Below are 18893 nucleotides of genomic sequence, written 5' to 3' on the forward strand. Positions count from 1 at the left end.
CGGCACCCCGGCGGTTTTGTGCGAGCACGTCGGCACGCGGTGGGTCCAGCACCCCAGGGGCGCGGGGAACTGCGCGACCGGCCACGACCGGCCCGCAGCCGCCTCTCCGGGCGCACCCCTGCGGCGCGTGGGCGCCGAGGCGCGAAAACTACGCGTCGCGGCGAAGCGAAGGCTTCAGTTCCTTCAGGCGGCCCAGGAGGCCGTTGACGAACGAGGGCGACTCGTCCGTCGAGAACTCCTTCGCCAGCTGCACCATCTCGTCCAGCACGACCGCGTCCGGGGTCTCGTCGACCCAGATCAGCTCGTACGCGCCGAGCCGCAGAATGCTGCGGTCCACGACGGGCATCCGGTCGAGCGTCCAGCCGACCGAGTACTGGGCGATCAGCTCGTCGATCCGCTTCGCGTGCTCCGCGTAGCCCTCGACGAGCTGCATCGTGTACTCGCTCACCGGCGGCTGCCGGGTGTCGGTCCGGGAGTGCCGGATCCAGTCGGCGAGGACCGTCAGGACCTCGGTGCCGCGCTGGTCGCCCTCGAAGATGATCTGGAAGGCGCGCTTGCGGGCCGTGTTGCGGGCAGCCACGGTTAGCTGTTCACCCGGCCGAGGTAGTCGCTGGTGCGGGTGTCGACCTTGATCTTCTCACCGGTGGTGATGAAGAGCGGGACCTGGATCTGGTGGCCGGTCTCCAGCGTGGCGGGCTTGGTGCCGCCGGTGGACCGGTCGCCCTGGACGCCCGGCTCGGTCTCCTGGATCGTCAGCTCGACGGCGGCCGGGAGCTCGACGAAGAGCACCTCGCCCTCGTGCTGCGCGACGGTGGCCGTGAAGCCCTCGACGAGGAAGTTGGCGGCGTCACCGACGGCCTTGCGGTCGACCATGAGCTGATCGTAGGTCTCCATGTCCATGAAGACGAAGTAGTCGCCGTCCATGTAGGAGAACTGCATGTCGCGCTTGTCGACGGTGGCCGTTTCGACCTTGACGCCGGCGTTGAAGGTCTTGTCGACGACCTTGCCGGAGAGCACGTTCTTGAGCTTGGTGCGCACGAAGGCCGGGCCCTTGCCGGGCTTGACGTGCTGGAACTCGACGACGGACCAGAGCTGGCCGCCTTCGAGCTTGAGCACCATGCCGTTCTTGAGGTCGTTCGTGGAAGCCACGGTTGCGGAATCTCCTGGACTGGACTGACGTGGACGACGGCCGGGGCGAAGGCAGGCGCACTGCGCGAGGTCAGAGCGCGAGCAGCTCCTTGGTCGTGATGGTGAGTAGCTCGGGTCCGCCGTCCGCCTCGGGGCGTACGACGAGCGTGTCATCGATCCGGACTCCGCCCCGGCCGGGGAGGTGCACCCCCGGCTCGACGGTGACCGGCACGCAAGCGTCCAGTTTACCCATGGCCGCCGGGGTCAATTGAGGGTCCTCGTCGATTTCCAGTCCGACGCCGTGACCTGTGAGGACGGGAAGCGCCTCCGCGTACCCGGCGGAGTCCAGCACCTGGCGCGCCGCACGGTCCACGTCACGGCATGCGGCGCCGGGCACGAGGGACTCGCGTCCCGCGCGCTGGGCGGAGAACACCAGGTCGTACAGCTCGATCTGCCAGTCGGCCGGGGCGGTGCCGATGACGAAGGTGCGGCCGATCTCGCAGCGGTAGCCGCGGTAGGTGGCGCCGAGACAGACGGAGAGGAAGTCGCCCTCCTCCACCCGCCGGTCGGTGGGGCGGTGGCCGGGGCGGCCGGCGTTGGGTCCGGTCGCGACGGAGGTGGGGAAGGCAGGGCCGTCGGCGCCGTGGTCGACCAGGCGGCGCTCCAGCTCCAGGGCGAGATGGCGTTCGGTGCGGCCGACCAGGATGGACTCCAGGAGTTCGCCCAGGGCCTGGTCGGCGATCTCCGCGCCGATGCGGAGGCAGGAGATCTCCTCCTCGTCCTTGACCACGCGCAGCTGTTCGACGGCGCCGCCGACGCCGGTGAGGCGCACCCGGGGGGCGGCGTCCCGCAGCGCGCGGTGCCGGGTGACGGTGAGGTGGTGCTCCTCGACGGCGAGGGCGTCGACGCCCTGGGCGACGGCGAGGGCGGCGGCCTCCACGGCGGGGTCGCCGCCGATGCCGGTCATGACGTGCAGGCGCAGGGCCTCGTCGGGGCGGTGGTGCGGGACGCGGTCGTCCGGGGGCTCCGCGCACACCAGTACGTCCTCGGTCCTGCCGAGCAGCAGCACGGCGTTCTCGGGGGCGGCGCCGGACAGGTAGCGGACGTTGGCGGGCCGGGACACCAGCGCGGCGGTGCTGCCGCTCGCGTTGCAGCGTTCCCGGAGGCGCGTCCGGCGGACCGCGTAGACCTCAGACATGGTTCGAGCCTAGGAGCGGCGGCGGGATGTCGCCGGTCGAGCGGGGCCGACCGGGGGCCCGGCCGCCCGGCGCCGGGGCCCGCGTCCTCAGCAGGCGGGGCTCACCACTTCGGCGGGCTGGCTATCGCCCGGGTGAGGACGTCGTCGAGGACGCGGGCCGTCTCGGGCACGTCCAGCTGGGAGTTGTCGATGATCGGCAGCCCCGAGCCGTACCAGCCGGCCATGCGGCCGTGGATGCGGGCCACCTCCTCGTCGCTGAGGCGGCGGTTGCCGGAGCGCTCCGCGTTGCGCTCCAGGACGACGTCCAGGCCGGGCAGGAGGACGACGGGCAGCAGGCCGGGGCCGACGTGCCGCTTCCAGCCGCCGAGGCCGACCACCGGACGGTCGGGGAAGACCGCGTCGTCGAGGATGCAGGAGATGCCGTTGGCGAGGAAGTTGCGGGCGGCGAAGCCGCAGGTGCGGCGGGCCAGCCGGTACTGGGCCTCGGAGTTGTCGTTCCAGCCGGTCTGCGGGTCGGCGAAGCCGGAGCGGACCCATTCGCGGACGTCGTCCAGGCTGATGTGCGCGGTGGGCACCCGGCGGTGGTCCGCCCAGTACTTGGCCACGCTCGTCTTGCCGGCGCCCGCGGGGCCGATGAGCAGCACGGCGAGGGTCGTCGCGCCCGGGTCGGGGGTCGCCGGGGCCTGCGGCGGGCTCGGCACGCCGACCGGGCCGCCGGGCGGCAGCGTGACATGGCCGGTGGTGTCCGGCGGCGGGGGCATGGAGGCGTGCTGGGGGCCCGCCTGGGGCGGGGGCGCCGGGTAGCCGGGGGGCTGGGCGGGCATCGGGGCCGCGGGGCCCTGCGGGTGCTGACCTGGGTGGTGCGCGGCCGGTGACCAGCCGGCGGCCGGTCCGTGCCCCGGCTGGTGGGGCGGCGGCAGCGGAGAACCCACTGCGTGCTGCATCCGGTGCCACTCCGTCTCGTACAGGCAATGGGTCACTGACAGCGGGGGCCGTCCCCGCGTTACCGAACAGTACCGCCCCCTGCCGTCGGTCTGTGAACGGCCGGGGGCGGTGATGAGTGCCCGTCAGGCGGCCGCTACTGCCCGACCTCGCCGTAGGCGGCGAGCAGGACGGCCGGGTCGGGGCCCTCCAGCACGGTGGGCTTGGCGAGCCCGTCGAGGACGACGAAGCGCAGCAGGTTGCCGCGGGACTTCTTGTCGACCTTCATGTTCTCCACCAGCTTGGGCCACTGGTCGTGGCGGTAGTGCAGCGGGAGCCCGACGGCCTCGAGGACGGTGCGGTGGCGGTCGGCGGTGGCGTCGTCCAGGCGGCCGGCCAGCCGGCCCAGTTCGGCGGCGAAGTGCATGCCGACGGCGACGGCGGCGCCGTGGCGCCACTTGTACCGCTCGTTCTTCTCGATGGCGTGGCCGAGGGTGTGGCCGTAGTTGAGGATCTCGCGGAGGCCGGACTCCTTGAGGTCGCTGGAGACCACGTCGGCCTTCACCCGGATCGAGCGTTCGATCAGCTCGGCGGTGTGCGGTCCGGCCGGGGTGCGGGCGGCCTCGGGGTCGGACTCGATCAGGTCGAGGATCACCGGGTCGGCGATGAAGCCGGCCTTGATGACCTCGGCGAGCCCCGAGACGTAGTCGTGGACCGGGAGGGAGTCGAGGGCGGCGAGGTCGCACAGGACGCCGGCGGGCGGGTGGAAGGAGCCGACGAGGTTCTTGCCCTCGGCGGTGTTGATGCCCGTCTTGCCGCCCACGGCCGCGTCGACCATGCCCAGCACGGTGGTCGGCACGGCGATCCAGCGCACGCCCCGCAGCCAGGTCGCCGCGACGAACCCGGCGAGGTCGGTGGTGGCGCCGCCGCCGACGCCGACGACGACGTCGGTGCGGGTGAAGCCGGACTGGCCGAGCGCCTTCCAGCAGTAGGCGGCGACCTCGGCGGTCTTGGCCTCCTCCGCGTTCGGCACCTGGATGGCGACGGCCTCGTACCCCTGCCCGGCCAGGTCGGCGCGGAGCGCGTCCCCGGTCTCGGCGAGGGCCTCCGGATGGACGATCGCCACCCGCTGGGCCTTGTCGCCGATCAGCCCGGGGAGTTCGCCGAGCAGCTGCCGGCCGACCAGGACGTCGTAGGGCTCGGTGCCCGCGGTGCCCTCGACGTGGATGCGGGTCACTGCCTCGTTGCTCATGCTTCCTTCAGCTCCAGTGCGTCCAGGACCGCCTCGGTGACCTCGTCGGGCGTGCGGCCGTCGGTCGGCACGACGGCCGTGGCGACCTCCTCGTACAGGTGGCGGCGGGCCTCCATCAGCTCGCGCCACTGCTTGCGCGGGTTGACCGCGAGGAGCGGGCGGGCGGCGCCGAGTCCGGTGCGGCGCACCGCCTCCTCGACGTCCATCGACAGGTGGACGACCCGCTCACCGGCGAGCAGCGCCCGGGTGTCCGGGTCCAGGATCGCGCCGCCGCCCAGGGCGAGGACGCCGTCGTGCTCGGCGAGCGCCCGCCGCACGGCCTCCTTCTCCAGGGCGCGGAAGGCGGGCTCGCCGTCCTCCACGAAGATGTCGGAGATGGCGCGGCCCTCGGCGGCGACGATGTCGTCGTCGGTGTCCCGGAAGCCGACGCCGAGCCGGCCGGCGAGGAGCTGCCCGACGGTGGACTTGCCCACGCCCATCGGGCCGGTCAGGACGATCCGCGGGCTCACCGGATCGCCAGGTGGTCGAGGTACGAGGTGACGTTGCGGCGGGTCTCGGTGACGCTGTCGCCGCCGAACTTCTCCGCCACCGCGTCCGCCAGCACCAGGGCGACCATGGCCTCGGCGACGATGCCGGCCGCCGGGACGGCGGAGACGTCGGAGCGCTGGTGGTGGGCCTGCGCCGGCTCGCCGGTGGTGACGTCCACCGTCCTCAGGGCGCGGGGCACGGTGGCGATCGGCTTCATCGCCGCGCGGACGCGCAGCAGCTCGCCGGTGGACAGGCCGCCCTCGGTGCCGCCGGCCCGGCCGGAGACCCGCTTGATGCCCTCGGGGGTGCCGACGATCTCGTCGTGCGCCTTGGAGCCGGGGACCCGGGCCAGTTCGAAGCCGTCGCCGATCTCGACACCCTTGATGGCCTGGATGCCCATGAGGGCGCCGGCCAGCCGGGCGTCCAGCTTGCGGTCCCAGTGCACGTGCGAGCCGAGGCCCACGGGGACGCCGTAGGCCAGCACCTCGACGACGCCGCCGAGGGTGTCGCCGTCCTTGTGCGCCTGGTCGACCTCGGCGACCATCGCCTTCGACGTGTCCGCGTCCAGGCAGCGCAGCGGGTCGGCGTCCAGCTTCTCCACGTCCGCCGGCGTCGGGTACACGCCCTGCGGCGCCTTCACCGAGCACAGCTCGACGACGTGGGAGACGATCTCGACGCCGGCCGTCTCCTTCAGGTAAGACCGGGCCACCGCGCCGAGCGCCACCCGGGCGGCGGTCTCACGGGCGGAGGCGCGCTCCAGGATCGGACGGGCCTCGTCGAAGCCGTACTTCTGCATGCCGGCCAGGTCGGCGTGGCCGGGACGCGGGCGGGTCAGCGGCGCGTTGCGCGCGAGGCCGGCCAGCACCTCCGGGTCGACCGGGTCGGCCGCCATGACCTGCTCCCACTTCGGCCACTCGGTGTTGCCCACCATGACCGCGACCGGGGAGCCCAGGGTGAGTCCGTGCCGGACGCCGCCCAGGAACGTGACCTCGTCCCGCTCGAACTTCATCCGGGCACCGCGACCGTAGCCGAGCCGCCGCCTCGCCAGGTGGTCCGCCACCATGTCCGTGGTGATCGGCACGCCGGCGGGAAGGCCCTCCAGCGTCGCGACGAGTGCGGGACCGTGGGACTCCCCCGCGGTCAGCCAGCGCAACCTGCTCAACGGTGCTCCTCCGTGTTCGCGCCCTGGTACTCCCCCGCGCACGCTCCTGTTCGCGTACGCGCGCGGCGGGACGGGGTGCGCGGGTCCCGGTCCGCCGTCCTTCGATCCTCCCACGCCGGGCACGGCATCCGGCCGCCGGTCCACCTGACGGACGGCCGGGATCACCGGTCGGGCACGGGATTCAGGCCCGGTCGCCGCCCTCACGGCGCGGGGCGTACGGGCCGAGGAAGTCGGCGCCGCTCGGCTCCCGGGCGCCCGAACGGGCGGCGTCACCGCCCTGGTTTCCCGGCGCGTACGGGCCGAGGAAATCGGCGCCGCTCGGCCCGGACGGGACGGGCGCCCCCGTGCGCCGGGCGCGGCGGGCGGCGATCCTGCGCTTCAGCTTGAGCGTCCAGGCCGTCAGGAAGCCGAGCACCACCAGCGCCAGTACGGTGATCTGCACCCAGTCGGGCAGAAAGCCCAGCAGCGACTCGAACACTTGCGTCTTCCAGGACGCCAGCGGCACGCCTGCGGACATGAAAAGGGTCCCCTCCCTCGACGTTCCGCCCCCTGCGGAACGAGCAGGGATCCTACCGGGCGGCCAGGGCCTGTTCGCCCGCGCGCCGCATGGCCTCCAGCGGGGCCGGGGACCGGCCGGTCATCTGCTCCACCTGGAGCACCGCCTGGTGCACCAGCAGGTCGAGACCGCCGACCACGGCACCGCCGTACGCGGACCAGCGGGCCGCGAGGACGGTCGGCCACGGGTCGTACAGCACGTCGAAGAGGGCGGCCGGGCGCTCGGGCACGGCGTGGGCGAGGGAGTCGGTGACTCCGGCCGGGGTGGTGCTGACGACCAGCGGGGCGCGCAGGGCCTCCGCGGCGTCGTCCCAGGCCGCGATCCGCACGGTGACGTCGAGGCGTTCCGCCCACTGCCGCATCTCGTCGGCCCGGGCCTTGCTGCGCACGTGGACGACGATCTCGCCGGTGCAGACGCGGGACAGCGCGGCCAGCGCGGAGGAGGCGGTGGCGCCGGCGCCGAGGATCGCGGCGGTGTCCACCTTGTCGATGCCGTGCTCGTGCAGGGCCGCGACCATGCCGGGGATGTCGGTGTTGTCGCCGGTGCGGCGGCCGTCCTCGGCGCAGACGACGGTGTTGACCGCGTCGACCGAGGCCGCGGTCTCGCTGACGGCGTCGAGCAGCGGGATGACGGCCCGCTTCAGCGGCATGGTCAGCGACAGCCCCGCCCACTCCGGGCCGAGGGTCCCGAAGAAGCCGGGCAGCGCCTTCTCGTCGATCTCGAAACGGTCGTAGGTCCAGCCCCGAAGGCCCAGCTCGGCGTAGGCGGCCCGATGCAGCACCGGGGAGAGGGAGTGGGCGATCGGGGAGCCGAGCACGGCGGCACGGCGGGCGCCCGGCATCAGTCGCCCCTCGACGCGTTGAACTTGTCGACGAGCTTCTGGTGCTCCGCGATGGTCTTGGCGAACTCGGTCTTGTCCATGCCGTCGGTGGCCACGAAGTACATCCAGCCGTCCCGGGTCGGCTTCAGCGCGGCCTGGAGCGCCTCGTCGCCAGGGTTGCCGATCGGTCCGGGCGGCAGGCCCTTGTTGGTGTAGGTGTTGTACGGGTCGGGGTTGCTGTTGATCTCCGACTCGGAGATGTCGATCTCGCTCTGGCCCAGGAGGTAGTTGAAGGTCGAGTCGAACTGAAGCTTCTGGTTGGTCTCGGTGTTGGTCGGCTTCAGCCGGTTGTAGACGACCTCCGACATCTTGCGGAAGTCGTCGTGGGTCTTGCCCTCCGCCTGCACCAGGCTGGCGACCGTCACCAGTTCCCAGGGGCCTTCCAGGCCGAGGCTCGCCGCCTTGGTCTCGAAGTCCAGGGCCTCGTACTTCTCGGTGGCACGAGCCACCATCTGCTTGAGCACGTCCTCCGGCTTCTGCCCCTTGGCGACGGCGTAGCTGGAGGGGAAGAGGAACCCTTCGAGCGGGTCCTTCACGTCCGGGTGGTTCACGGCCCAGTCGGGCAGTCCGAGGGTCTTCCACCTGGTCTCGGCGACCTTGGCCGTGGTGCCCTTCGCGACCTCCAGACGCGCGTCGATCAGCTCGTAGACGGCGGCGTTGCGCTTGCCCTCGGCGATGATCAGGTTGTCGCGGCTCTTCGGGCTGAGCATCAGTTCGACCGCGCTCGCGGCCGACATCTCCTTCTGCAGCGTGTAGACGCCGTCCTGGATGTTCTTGCCGTCCGGGTTGGCCGCCTGGGCCGCGACGAAGGCGTCGACGCTCTTGACCACGCCCATCTTCTTGAGCACCTGGCCGATGGCGTAGCCGCCGGAGCCCTTGGGGATGGTGACGGTGACCTGCTCGCCGTTGCCGGCCCCCGCGAAGTCCGGGGCACTGCCGAAACGATCCTGATAGAACTGGTAGCCGAAGTAGCCCACACCGGCCAGTCCGCCGCCGAACACGGCGACGACCACGAGACAGGCCAGTCCGCTGCGCCGCTTCTTCTCCTTGCCGCCGCCGCCCCGGCGCTCGCCGCGTCCGCGCCGGTCACCCGGCTCGCCGTCACGGCCGTCCTCGTCGTCGCCGCCCGCGAAGAACGCGTGCTCGCCCTGGTCGGGCCCCGGGTCCCAGTCGGTCTGCGGCTCGGGCTCCGGCTCCGGCTCGGGCCGCCGCCGGCCGGGGGGCTCGGGCGGCGGGTAGGCCTCGGGGGTGCCGTAGTAGTCGGACTGCTCGCCGCCGTAGGGCGCGGGCTGCTGCGCGTACGGGTCCTGCGGGCCGCCGGCGTAGGGGTCCTGGGGATAGGAGCCCGTCGGCCAGCCGTTCTGGTCGTACTGCGGCTGCTGGTGCTGCTGATGCTGGGGCTGCTGCTGGTGCCCGGGCTGCTGAGGGTGGTGGGGCTGCTGAGGGTGGTGAGGCTGCTGAGGCGCGTACTGCTGACCGTACTGGTCGTACTGCGGGTACGCCTGATCGCCGTACCCGTGCTGGTCACCCGTGCCCCAGTCGCCGTACTGCTGCTGCGGCTGCTGCGGGTACTGCTGCTGTTGTTGGCCGCCGTAGGACTGCTGGGCCTGCGGGGCGGCCTGCTGTCCTCCCCATCCGCCGTCCCCGTACAACGGGTCGTCCGGATGCCACGGTTCGGAGCCTTGGCCCCGGCCATACTCAGTCATCGATCCCCTAGAGCCGCGAGGCGGCGGCAGCCCGGCCACCTGAAGACCACGGCTTCCGTTCCGCCTCTCTTTGTGCGGGGGCTGTTCGAACACCGCCCGCATCGCGCGGAACGTTACCGTATCGCGATCAGATGACCACTTCGACGCCCTCGCCGGGTGGTCTGCCTGACACCCGTTCGGATTCCAGTGCCTGCTGGAGGATGATCACAGCGGCGGCCTGGTCGATGACGGAGCGCCCCTTCTTGGACTTCACGCCCGAGGCGCGCAGTCCCTGACTGGCCGTCACCGTGGTCATCCGCTCGTCCACGAGCCGCACCGGAACAGGGGCGATCATACGGGCCAGCTCCTGGGCGAAGCCGCGGACCTTGACGGCGGCGGGGCCCTCGCCCCCCTTGAGGGAGCGAGGGAGACCGACGACGACCTCGATGGGCTCGTACTCCTCGACGAGCTGCCGCAGCCTGCGGTGCGCGGCCGGGACGTCCCGGCCGGGGACGGTCTCGACCGGGGTGGCGAGGATCCCGTCGGGGTCGCAGGAGGCGACCCCGATCCGGGCGTCCCCGACGTCGACCGCGAGGCGGCGGCCGCGGCGCAGGGCCGGGCCGTCCGCCTGCTCGTGCGCGGGACCGGTCACTTGGCGGTGTCCGCCACGAGACGCTCGACGGCGTCGACGGCCTCGCCGACGGCGGCCGGGTTCTGGCCGCCGCCCTGGGCGACGTCCGGCTTGCCGCCACCGCCGCCGCCGAGGGTCTTGGCGGCGGTGCGCACCAGGTCGCCGGCCTTGAGTCCGCGCTCGCGGGCGGCCTCGTTGGTGGCGATGACGGTGAGCGGCTTGCCGTTCACCGTGCTGAACAGGGCGACGACGGCGGCCCGGCCGCCCTGGATGCGGCCGCGCACGTCGAGCACCAGCTTGCGCAGGTCGTCGGCGGTGGTGCCGTCCGGGACCTGGCCGGTGACGACGGCGACGCCCTTGATGTCCTTGGCGGACTCGGCGAGGCCGGCGGCGGCCTGGAGCACCTTCTCGGCGCGGAACTTCTCGATCTCCTTCTCGGCGTCCTTCAGCCGGCCGAGCATGGCGGAGACCTTCTCGGGCAGCTCCTCCGAGCGGCCCTTGAGCAGCTCGGTGAGCTGGTTGACCACCGTGTGCTCGCGGGCGAGGAAGTTGTAGGCGTCCACGCCGACGAGGGCCTCGATGCGGCGCACGCCGGAGCCGATGGACGACTCGCCGAGCAGCTTCACCAGGCCCAGCTGGGCGGTGTTGTGCACGTGGGTGCCGCCGCACAGCTCCTTGGAGAAGTCGCCGATGGTGACCACGCGGACGCGCTCGCCGTACTTCTCGCCGAACTCGGCGATGGCGCCCTGCCGCTTGGCCTCGTCGATGCCCATGACGTCGGCGCGCACGTCGAGGTCGCGGGCGAGCACCTCGTTGATCTTCTGCTCGACGTCCAGCATGACCGTCTGCGGCACCGCGGACGGGGAGCCGAAGTCGAAGCGGAACCGGCCGGGCTGGTTCTCCGAGCCGGCCTGGGCCGCCGTCGGGCCGAGGGCGTCGCGCAGGGCCTGGTGGGTGAGGTGGGTGGCCGAGTGGGCGCGGGCGATGGCCTTGCGCCGGCGGTCGTCGATGGCGGCGTGGGCGCGGGCGCCGACGGTGACCTCGCCGACCTGGACGACGCCCTTGTGGACGTAGACGCCCGGGACCGGCTTCTGGCAGTCGCGGACCTCGATCACGGCGCCGGAGTCGGTGCGGATGCGACCGGTGTCGCCGATCTGGCCGCCGCCCTCGGCGTAGAAGGGGGTGCGGTCGAGGACGATCTCGACCTCGTCGCCCTCGGTGGCGGCGGGCGAGGAAACGCCGTCGACGAGGATGCCGACGACCGAGGACTCGCCCTCGGTGTCGGTGTAGCCGATGAAGTCGGTGGCGCCGGCCCGGTCGGCGATCTCGCGGTAGGCGCCGAGGTCGGCGTGGCCGGTCTTCTTGGCCTGGGCGTCGGCCTTGGCGCGCTCCCGCTGCTCCTTCATCAGGCGGCGGAAGCCGTCCTCGTCGACGGAGAGGCCCTGCTCGGCGGCCATCTCCAGGGTGAGGTCGATGGGGAAGCCCCAGGTGTCGTGGAGCAGGAAGGCCTTGTCGCCGGGCAGCACGTGGGAGCCGGCGGCCTTGGTCTCGGACACGGCGGTGTCGAGGATGTTGGTGCCGGCCTTCAGCGTCTTGAGGAAGGCGTTCTCCTCGGCGAGGGCGACCTTCTCGATCCGCTCGCGGTCGGTGATCAGCTCCGGGTACTGCTGGCCCATCATGCCGATGACGACGTCGATGAGGTCCTTGACGACCGGGCCGGTGGCGCCGAGGAGGCGCATGTTGCGGATGGCGCGGCGCATGATGCGGCGCAGCACGTAGCCGCGGCCCTCGTTGCCGGGGGTGACGCCGTCGCCGATGAGCATGGTGGCGGTGCGCATGTGGTCGGTGACCACACGCAGGGAGACGTCGGAGCCGTGGGCGTCGCCGTAGCGGACACCGGTCAGCTCGGTGGCCTTCTCGATGACGGCCATGGAGGTGTCGATCTCGTACATGTTCTGCACGCCCTGCAGAATCATGGCGAGCCGCTCGAGGCCGAGGCCGGTGTCGATGTTCTTGCTGGGCAGGTCGCCGAGGATCTCGAAGTCGTCCTTGCCGGTGCCCTCGCCCCGCTCGTACTGCATGAAGACGAGGTTCCAGATCTCCACGTACCGCTCGTCGTTGACGGCGGGGCCGCCCTCGGGGCCGAACTCGGGGCCGCGGTCGTAGTTGATCTCGGAGCAGGGTCCGCAGGGGCCGGGGACGCCCATGGACCAGAAGTTGTCCTTCTTGCCCAGGCGCTGGATGCGCTCCTTGGGCACGCCGACGACCTCGTGCCAGATGCGCTCGGCCTCGTCGTCGTCCTGGTAGACGGTGATCCACAGCTTCTCCGGCTCGAGGCCGTAACCGCCCTTGTCCTGGGGGGTGGTGAGCAGCTCCCAGGCGAGCTTGACGGCGCCCTCCTTGAAGTAGTCGCCGAAGGAGAAGTTGCCGCACATCTGGAAGAACGTGCCGTGGCGGGTGGTCTTGCCGACCTCTTCGATGTCGGGGGTGCGCACGCACTTCTGCACGCTGGTGGCGCGGTCGAAGGGCGGCTTGACCTCACCGAGGAAGTAGGGCTTGAAGGGCACCATGCCGGCCGGGACGAGGAGCAGAGTCGGGTCGTCCGCGATGAGCGACGCCGACGGGACGACGGTGTGCCCGCGCTCCTCGAAGAAGCTCAGCCAGCGGCGGCGGATCTCGGCCGACTCCATCAGTGGTCCTCATTCCGGTTGTACGGGTACGTCGGGTACGTCGACTTCTTCGGGCCCTCGACGTACGGGGGGCTGTTGCGGTTCTCGATCACGGCGTAGCCGCGGGGCGCGGGCAGTTCGCGGTCGACGGGGGCGTTGATGCCGAGCGCGTCGCCGAGTTCGGCCTCGCGCCGGTCCATGTGGTCGCGGACCTCGAGGGCGAAGTCCACCGCGCGGTCCTTGAGCCGGCCGCCGGCCTCGATCGCCTTGTGGGCCGCGGCGACCGCGAGATGCTCGGGGGTGAGCTGCTTGAGCTTGCGGTTGACCTTGGTGGTGGCCCAGACGCCGGCGGCGACGCCGGTGGTGAACCAGAACGTTCGGCGGAACATCGTCGGGTCAGTCCTTCTTTCCCCGGGTCCGCTTGTCGCGCCGTGCGCCCGGGACGGTGCGGCCGACGATCACGTCGCGCCGTGTCCTGGCCGGCGCGTCCTCCTTGCGGCCGCCGAGGGCCCGGCGCACGCCGTAGCCGAAGGCGGCGACCTTGACCAGCGGGCCGCCGAAGGTGGAGGCCACGGTGGTGGACAGCGCGGAGGCGTTGGAGGTGACCTCCTGGACGTCGGAGGCGATCGCGTCGACCCGTTCGATCTGGGTCTGCGCGGAGCGCACCGCCGTGGAGGCGTCCGCCAGCAGGGGGACGGCCTGGTCGGTCACGTCCGCCACCAGCTTGGTGGTCGCCCGGAGCGTCTGGGCCAGCCTCGCCAGTGCGACGGCGAGGAAGGAGACCAGGATCGCCCAGAAGACCGCCACCAGGATTCCGGCCACCTCGCCACCGGACACTGTGTGCACCCGCTCCCTTGAAACGCGCCTGAACATCGAGAAAGTCGTGTGACCGAGCCTATCGCGCCGGTGACGGGTCTCCGTACCGGATTACCCTGCGCCACGGCGTCGGTCCGGGGCGGAAGGCTCCGGGGCGCGGACGAGCCCGCCGCCTTCCCGCCCCGGAGGGCGGGAGGACGACGGGCTCGGGATACCGCGTGCCTGCCGGATCAGCGGGCGTAGTACTCGACGACGAGCTGCTCGTCGCAGATCACCGGGATCTCCTTGCGGTTCGGGTCACGGTCCAGGCGGAACGCCAGGCCCTTGAGGTTCACCTGGAGGTAGCGCGGGATCTCACCGTCGGGGGCGAAGCCACCCTCACGGGCGATCGTGAAGAGGGTCTTCTCCTTGCTGCGCTCGCGGACCTCCACGACGTCGTCCGGGCGGACACGGAAGGAGGGCTTGTCGACCTTCTTGCCGTTCACCTGGATGTGGCCGTGGGTGACCATCTGGCGGGCCTGGTAGATCGTGCGGGCGATGCCCGAACGCAGGACCAGCGCGTCGAGGCGGCGCTCGAGCTCGATGACGAGGGCCTCACCCGTCTTCATCGAGGTCTTGGCGGCGCGCTCGTAGGCACGGACCAGCTGGCGCTCGGAGATGTCGTACTGCGCGCGCAGACGCTGCTTCTCCAGCAGACGGACCTTGTAGTCCGAGTTCTGCTTGCGGCCACGGCCGTGCTCGCCCGGCGGGTAGGGGCGGGCCTCGAAGTACTTGACGGCCTTCGGGGTCAGCGCGATACCGAGGGCACGCGACTTCTTGACCTTGGGGCGGGACTGGTTCGCCACTTCTTTTCCTTTTCCTGTTTCGGCTGCCTCAGGGTTACGGGAGGTCGCATCCGCAGTTCGGGAATCCCGGCAGGTCCGCGAGGGACGAGCCAGGCAGCCGCTCCCTGGACTGGGCACATACGTGCAGCACACGAACGGCCCACCGACCGGTCCCGGGACTTACGGGTGGTGGTGGGCTGCCCGCGACACCTACGACGGTGCGCGACGCTCCTGGATCGAAGGATCCGGCTGGTCGTCCCGCCTGAGGCGCCGACCGGAGCCGGACACGGGACACAGCACTTCGCGTGATTCTACAGGGTGCTCAGGACCGCTTGCGACCGAGGTGCTTCCTGGTCCACTCCACGGCGTCCGCGTACCGCGCCTCGGCGCCGTGCCGGGTGGGCTCGTAGTACTCGCGGTCCTTGAGGGCGTCCGGGGCGTACTGCTGCTCGGCGATGCCCTCGGGCAGGTCGTGCGGGTAGGTGTAGCCCTTGCCGTGCCCGAGCTTGCCCGCGCCCTTGTAGTGGCTGTCACGCAGATGCGGCGGCACGGGACCGGCCAGTCCCTTGCGTACGTCCTCCAGGGCGGCGCCGATCGCGGTGGTGGCGGCGTTGGACTTGGGGGCCAGCGCGAGGGCGATGGTGGCGTGGCTGAGGGTGAGGGCGGCCTCGGGGAAGCCGATCATGGCGACGGCCTGGGCGGCGGCGACGGCGATGGGCAGCGCGTTCGGGTCGGCGAGGCCGATGTCCTCGCTGGCGGAGATCATCAGCCGGCGGGCGATGAAGCGGGGGTCCTCGCCGGCCTCGATCATGCGCGCCAGGTAGTGCAGCGCGGCGTCCACGTCGGAGCCGCGGATGGACTTGATCAGGGCGCTGGCGACGTCGTAGTGCTGGTCGCCGTCGCGGTCGTACTTCACGGCGGCGCGGTCGACGGTCTCCTCCAGCGTCGCCAGGCTCACCTCGGACTCGCCCTTGTCCAGGGCGGCGCCGGCGGCGGCCTCCAGGGCGGTGAGCGCGCGGCGGGCGTCACCGCCGGCGATGCGCAGCAGGTGGGCGGCGGTGTCGTCGGGGAGGGTGACGGCGCCCCCCAGGCCCCGCTCGTCGGTGAGCGCGCGCTTCAGCAGGTCACGGACGTCGTCGTCGGTGAGCGGCTCGAGGGTGAGGAGGAGGGAGCGGGAGAGCAGCGGGGAGATGACCGAGAAGTAGGGGTTCTCGGTGGTCGCGGCGATGAGCGTGACCCAGCGGTTCTCCACGGCGGGGAGCAGGGAGTCCTGCTGGGCCTTGCTGAAGCGGTGGATCTCGTCGAGGAAGAGGACCGTCTCCTGGCCGTACCCGCCGGAGGCGCGGCGGGCGCCGTCGATGACCGCGCGGACCTCCTTGACGCCCGCGGTGATCGCGGACAGCTCCACGAAGCGCTTGTTGGTGGCCTTGGAGACCACGTAGGCGAGGGTCGTCTTGCCCGTGCCGGGCGGGCCCCAGAGGATCACCGAGGAGGGTCCCGCGGGGCCCGAGGAGCCCTCGCCGACCAGTCTGCGCAGGGGCGAGCCCGGCTTCAGCAGGTGCTGCTGGCCCACCACCTCGTCGAGGGTGCGCGGGCGCATCCGGACCGCCAGGGGGCTGCCGGTCGGGTCCTTCTCCTGGCGTTCTTCTGCTGCGGCGGTGAACAGGTCGGGCTCCACGCTGAAACCCTAAAGCACCGCGCCGACAGCCCGGGGCGGGCGGTCAGCTGGTCCAGAAGTCCCACCAGCGGGTCAGGATCAGCATGCCGATGATGCCGATGTGCAGCACGGGCAGGACCCAGGTGAACTCGCCGAAGAAGCTCTTGAGCCAGGAGGGCGCGGGCAGGAAGCCCTTGCGGACGTTGAAGGACGTCACGTACCAGAACATGATGATCGTGGCGGCCCAGGCGAGGCAGCACCACAGGCACAGGGCGTTGATCCGGTACAGGGACTGGAACATCAGCCAGGCGCAGAAGCAGACGCCGAAGAGGGTGCCCGCGTTGAAGATGAGCCAGTACCAGCGGGGGAAGCGGGCCCGGGTGAGCAGGCTCATGCCGACGCAGACGACGATGCCGTAGGTGACCAGGCCGAGCATCGGGTTGGGGAAGCCGAAGACGGACGCCTGGTCGCTCTCCATGACGCTGCCGCAGGAGACGACGGGGTTGAGGCTGCACCCGGGGACGAACGTCTCGCCCTTGACCTTGGCCTCGAGCAGCTTGAACTTGTCGAGCGTGATCACCCAGGCGGCGAGCACGCCGGCCGCGCCGGTGATCACCAGGAGCAGGGCGAACGCACGGCTCGCGCCCTCGGTGCGGGGCGCTGCCGCGGCTCGCTGCTGCGAGGCGGAGGGTTCTGGCTCCATGTCGACGTCCCTGACTGTCGTCTTGCTCATCACGCCGATTCCGTCACTGGTGAGTGTGGACCTGCTTCGGGCAGGGGTCATTGTGCCGTACGGCCCCCTTCCCGCGCCGTTGGGCCGCGATAAAAACGTACGGGTGTTCGCCCGAAGGTGCGGGGTTTCGGCCGGTCCTCGCGGGGTGTCCGTACAGGCGTCCGGTGCGGGTCCGCCCGACAGGGTGGCGGCCCGGGACGCACGGTTGACGACGCGGGCGCCGGGCCCCCGCGGACGGGGACCCGGCGCCCGGGAACGCGCGTGTCAGCCGAGGCGGGACTCGAGCTCCGCCACGACCTCGTTCACGCCGACCGCCGTCTGCTCGCCGGACTCCAGGTCCTTGAGCTGGACCACGCCCTCCTCGATGTCGCGCTCGCCGAGGATCAGCGCGTACCGGGCGCCCGAGCGGTTGGCCGCCTTCATCGCGGCCTTGAGGCCCTTGCCGCCGTAGGCGAAGTCCGCGGCCACGCCGTTCTTGCGCAGCTCGGTGACCTTCGCGAACAGCACCCGGCGGGCCTCCTCGCCGAGCGGAACGGCGAACACGCTGGTGGCGGCGGGGAGTTCGAGCTCGACGCCCTCCGCCTCAAGAGCCAGCACCGTGCGGTCGACGCCGAGCGCCCAGCCGACGGACGGCAGCGCGGGACCTCCGATCATCTCCGACAGGCCGTCGTAGCGCCCGCCGCCGCCCACCGCGGACTGGGAGCCGAGGCCGTCGTGGACGAACTCGAAGGTGGTGCGGGTGTAGTAGTCCAGGCCGCGCACCAGCTTCGGGTCGTCCTCGAAGGTCACGCCCGCCGCCGTGACCAGCTCGCGCACCTCCTCGTGGTACGCCTTGCAGGCGTCGCAGAGGTAGTCGCGCAGCAGCGGGGCGTCGCCGAGCTGCTTCTGCACCCACTCGCGCTTGTCGTCCAGCACGCGCAGCGGGTTGATCTCCGCCCGGCGCAGGGTGTCCTCGTCCAGGTCCAGGCCGCGCAGGAAGTCCTGGAGGGCGGCCCGGTAGACGGGGCGGCACTCCTTGTCGCCCAGGCTGTTGAGCAGGATGCGGAAGTTCTGCAGGCCCAGCGAGCGGTACGCCTGGTCGGCCAGGATGATCAGCTCGGCGTCGAGCGCCGGGTCCTCCGCGCCGATCGCCTCGGCGCCGACCTGCGAGAAGTGCCGGTAACGGCCCTTCTGCGGACGCTCGTAGCGGTAGTACGAGCCGGAGTACCAGAGCTTCACCGGGAGGTTGCCCGCCCTGTGCAGGTTCGCCTCCAGCGCGGCGCGCAGCACGGAGGCGGTGCCCTCGGGACGCAGGGCGAGCTTGGTGCCGCCCTTGGTCTCGAAGGCGTACATCTCCTTGGTGACGATGTCGGTGGACTCGCCGACGCCGCGCGCGAACAGCTCGACGGTCTCGAAGCCGGGCGTCTCGATGTAGCCGTAGCCGGAGCCGCGCAGCGGGGCGGCGATCGCCTCACGCACGGCGAGGTACTTGGCGGAATCGGGCGGCAGCAGGTCGTACGTGCCCTTGGGTGCCTTGAAGGTGCTCACGGAAGTAGTCGTCACATTCCTCGTCGGGGAGCCTCCTGGGCTCCCGGGCCGGCGGCCACCTGCCGCAGATACGGGTTGGTGGCGCGCTCCTGGCCGATGGTGGTCTGGGGGCCGTGGCCGGACAGCACCACGGTCGAGTCGTCGAGCGGCAGGCACACGCGGGCCAGCGAGTCGAGCATCTCGGCCATGTCACCGCCGGGCAGGTCGGTGCGTCCGATGGAGCCGGCGAACAACAGGTCGCCCGAGAACATGACCGGCGGGATGTCGGCCGACTCGGGCAGGTTGAAGGTCACCGACCCCTTGGTATGGCCCGGGGCGTGCGCGACGGAGAACTCCAGGCCCGCCAGCTTCAGCGCGGCGCCGTCGGTGAGCTCCTTGACGTCGTCCGGCTCCCCCATCGTGAGCTCCCCCATGAGCGGCATGCCGATGGCCCGGCCTATGCCCTTCTCCGGGTCGCTCATCATGTACCGGTCGTCGGGGTGGATCCAGGCGGGCACGTCGTGCGCCCCGCAGACCGGGACCACCGAGGCGACGTGGTCGATGTGGCCGTGGGTGAGGACGACGGCGACGGGCTTGAGCCGGTGCTTGCGGACCGCCTCCGCCACACCGTCGGCGGCCTGGTGGCCCGGGTCGATGATCACGCACTCCTCACCGGCGGCGGGGGCGACGAGATAACAGTTCGTCCCCCATGCCCCGGCGGGGAACCCGGCAATGAGCACGATCGTC

At 71.7% G+C, this 18893-nt stretch carries 19 protein-coding genes; all 19 read right to left on the bottom strand.

Translation table 11 applies throughout. The annotated features are described in order from the left end of the window. Nucleotides 1–148 precede the first annotated feature (148 nt). Nucleotides 149–580 (bottom strand): transcription antitermination factor NusB, encoded by a 432-nt coding sequence (nusB, locus tag ACFOSY_RS25940; RefSeq protein WP_394311110.1) that lies wholly within the window; start codon nt 578–580, stop codon nt 149–151. Between the two features lie 2 nt (nt 581–582). Beyond that, nucleotides 583–1149, bottom strand: a complete 567-nt coding sequence (efp, locus tag ACFOSY_RS25945) for an elongation factor P (RefSeq protein ID WP_006131211.1) — start codon at nt 1147–1149, stop codon at nt 583–585. A gap of 70 nt (nt 1150–1219) precedes the next feature. Continuing rightward, nucleotides 1220–2326 carry an aminopeptidase P family protein gene (locus ACFOSY_RS25950; RefSeq protein WP_394311113.1) on the bottom strand — a complete coding sequence of 369 codons (1107 nt, stop codon included), beginning with the start codon at nt 2324–2326 and terminating at the stop codon, nt 1220–1222. Nucleotides 2327–2427: 101 nt separating this feature from the next. Beyond that, the gene (locus tag ACFOSY_RS25955) at nt 2428–3270 is read right to left on the bottom strand and encodes a Pro-rich N-terminal domain-containing protein (protein WP_394311115.1); all 843 of its coding nucleotides are present in this window, start codon (nt 3268–3270) and stop codon (nt 2428–2430) included. A gap of 134 nt (nt 3271–3404) precedes the next feature. Beyond that, nucleotides 3405–4499: a 3-dehydroquinate synthase gene (gene aroB / locus ACFOSY_RS25960; protein ID WP_394311117.1), complete on the bottom strand. Its 1095-nt coding sequence runs from the start codon at nt 4497–4499 to the stop codon at nt 3405–3407. Next, a complete protein-coding gene (locus tag ACFOSY_RS25965) occupies nt 4496–4978 on the bottom strand; it encodes a shikimate kinase (protein ID WP_394311509.1) in 483 nt (160 codons plus the stop codon). Before ACFOSY_RS25965 ends, aroB begins: the two co-directional genes overlap by 4 nt. Before the next feature lie 26 nt (nt 4979–5004). Then, nucleotides 5005–6189, bottom strand: coding sequence for a chorismate synthase (gene aroC / locus ACFOSY_RS25970; RefSeq protein WP_394311119.1), 1185 nt, complete (start codon nt 6187–6189; stop codon nt 5005–5007). A gap of 181 nt (nt 6190–6370) precedes the next feature. Further along, nucleotides 6371–6706 carry a hypothetical protein gene (locus ACFOSY_RS25975; protein WP_394311122.1) on the bottom strand — a complete coding sequence of 112 codons (336 nt, stop codon included), beginning with the start codon at nt 6704–6706 and terminating at the stop codon, nt 6371–6373. A gap of 52 nt (nt 6707–6758) precedes the next feature. After that, nucleotides 6759–7586 carry a shikimate dehydrogenase gene (locus ACFOSY_RS25980; RefSeq protein ID WP_394311124.1) on the bottom strand — a complete coding sequence of 276 codons (828 nt, stop codon included), beginning with the start codon at nt 7584–7586 and terminating at the stop codon, nt 6759–6761. Further along, a complete protein-coding gene (gene mltG, locus ACFOSY_RS25985) occupies nt 7586–9331 on the bottom strand; it encodes an endolytic transglycosylase MltG (RefSeq protein ID WP_394311126.1) in 1746 nt (581 codons plus the stop codon). The genes ACFOSY_RS25980 and mltG overlap by 1 nt, the downstream gene beginning before the upstream one ends. A 127-nt stretch (nt 9332–9458) precedes the next feature. Continuing rightward, complete coding sequence (ruvX, locus tag ACFOSY_RS25990) at nt 9459–9962, bottom strand: Holliday junction resolvase RuvX (RefSeq protein ID WP_394311128.1); 504 nt, start codon at nt 9960–9962, stop codon at nt 9459–9461. Continuing rightward, nucleotides 9959–12631, bottom strand: coding sequence for an alanine--tRNA ligase (gene alaS / locus ACFOSY_RS25995; protein ID WP_394311131.1), 2673 nt, complete (start codon nt 12629–12631; stop codon nt 9959–9961). The genes ruvX and alaS overlap by 4 nt, the downstream gene beginning before the upstream one ends. Continuing rightward, nucleotides 12631–12999: a hypothetical protein gene (locus ACFOSY_RS26000; RefSeq protein ID WP_225656669.1), complete on the bottom strand. Its 369-nt coding sequence runs from the start codon at nt 12997–12999 to the stop codon at nt 12631–12633. The genes alaS and ACFOSY_RS26000 overlap by 1 nt, the downstream gene beginning before the upstream one ends. Before the next feature lie 7 nt (nt 13000–13006). Further along, entirely contained in the window at nt 13007–13456 is a 450-nt protein-coding gene (locus tag ACFOSY_RS26005; protein ID WP_394311133.1) for a DUF948 domain-containing protein, read from the bottom strand. 200 nt (nt 13457–13656) lie between these two features. Next, complete coding sequence (gene rpsD, locus ACFOSY_RS26010) at nt 13657–14271, bottom strand: 30S ribosomal protein S4 (protein WP_394311135.1); 615 nt, start codon at nt 14269–14271, stop codon at nt 13657–13659. A gap of 301 nt (nt 14272–14572) precedes the next feature. Next, nucleotides 14573–15928 (bottom strand): replication-associated recombination protein A, encoded by a 1356-nt coding sequence (locus tag ACFOSY_RS26015; RefSeq protein WP_394311138.1) that lies wholly within the window; start codon nt 15926–15928, stop codon nt 14573–14575. Nucleotides 15929–15971: 43 nt separating this feature from the next. Next, nucleotides 15972–16640, bottom strand: a complete 669-nt coding sequence (locus ACFOSY_RS26020; RefSeq protein ID WP_394311140.1) for a vitamin K epoxide reductase family protein — start codon at nt 16638–16640, stop codon at nt 15972–15974. Between the two features lie 264 nt (nt 16641–16904). Further along, complete coding sequence (gene hisS / locus ACFOSY_RS26025) at nt 16905–18167, bottom strand: histidine--tRNA ligase (RefSeq protein ID WP_394311142.1); 1263 nt, start codon at nt 18165–18167, stop codon at nt 16905–16907. 11 nt (nt 18168–18178) lie between these two features. Beyond that, entirely contained in the window at nt 18179–18886 is a 708-nt protein-coding gene (locus ACFOSY_RS26030) for an MBL fold metallo-hydrolase (RefSeq protein WP_394311144.1), read from the bottom strand. Nucleotides 18887–18893 lie beyond the last annotated feature (7 nt).

The organism is Streptomyces lusitanus, from assembly GCF_042647945.1.
Taxonomy (GTDB): domain Bacteria; phylum Actinomycetota; class Actinomycetes; order Streptomycetales; family Streptomycetaceae; genus Streptomyces; species Streptomyces pseudogriseolus.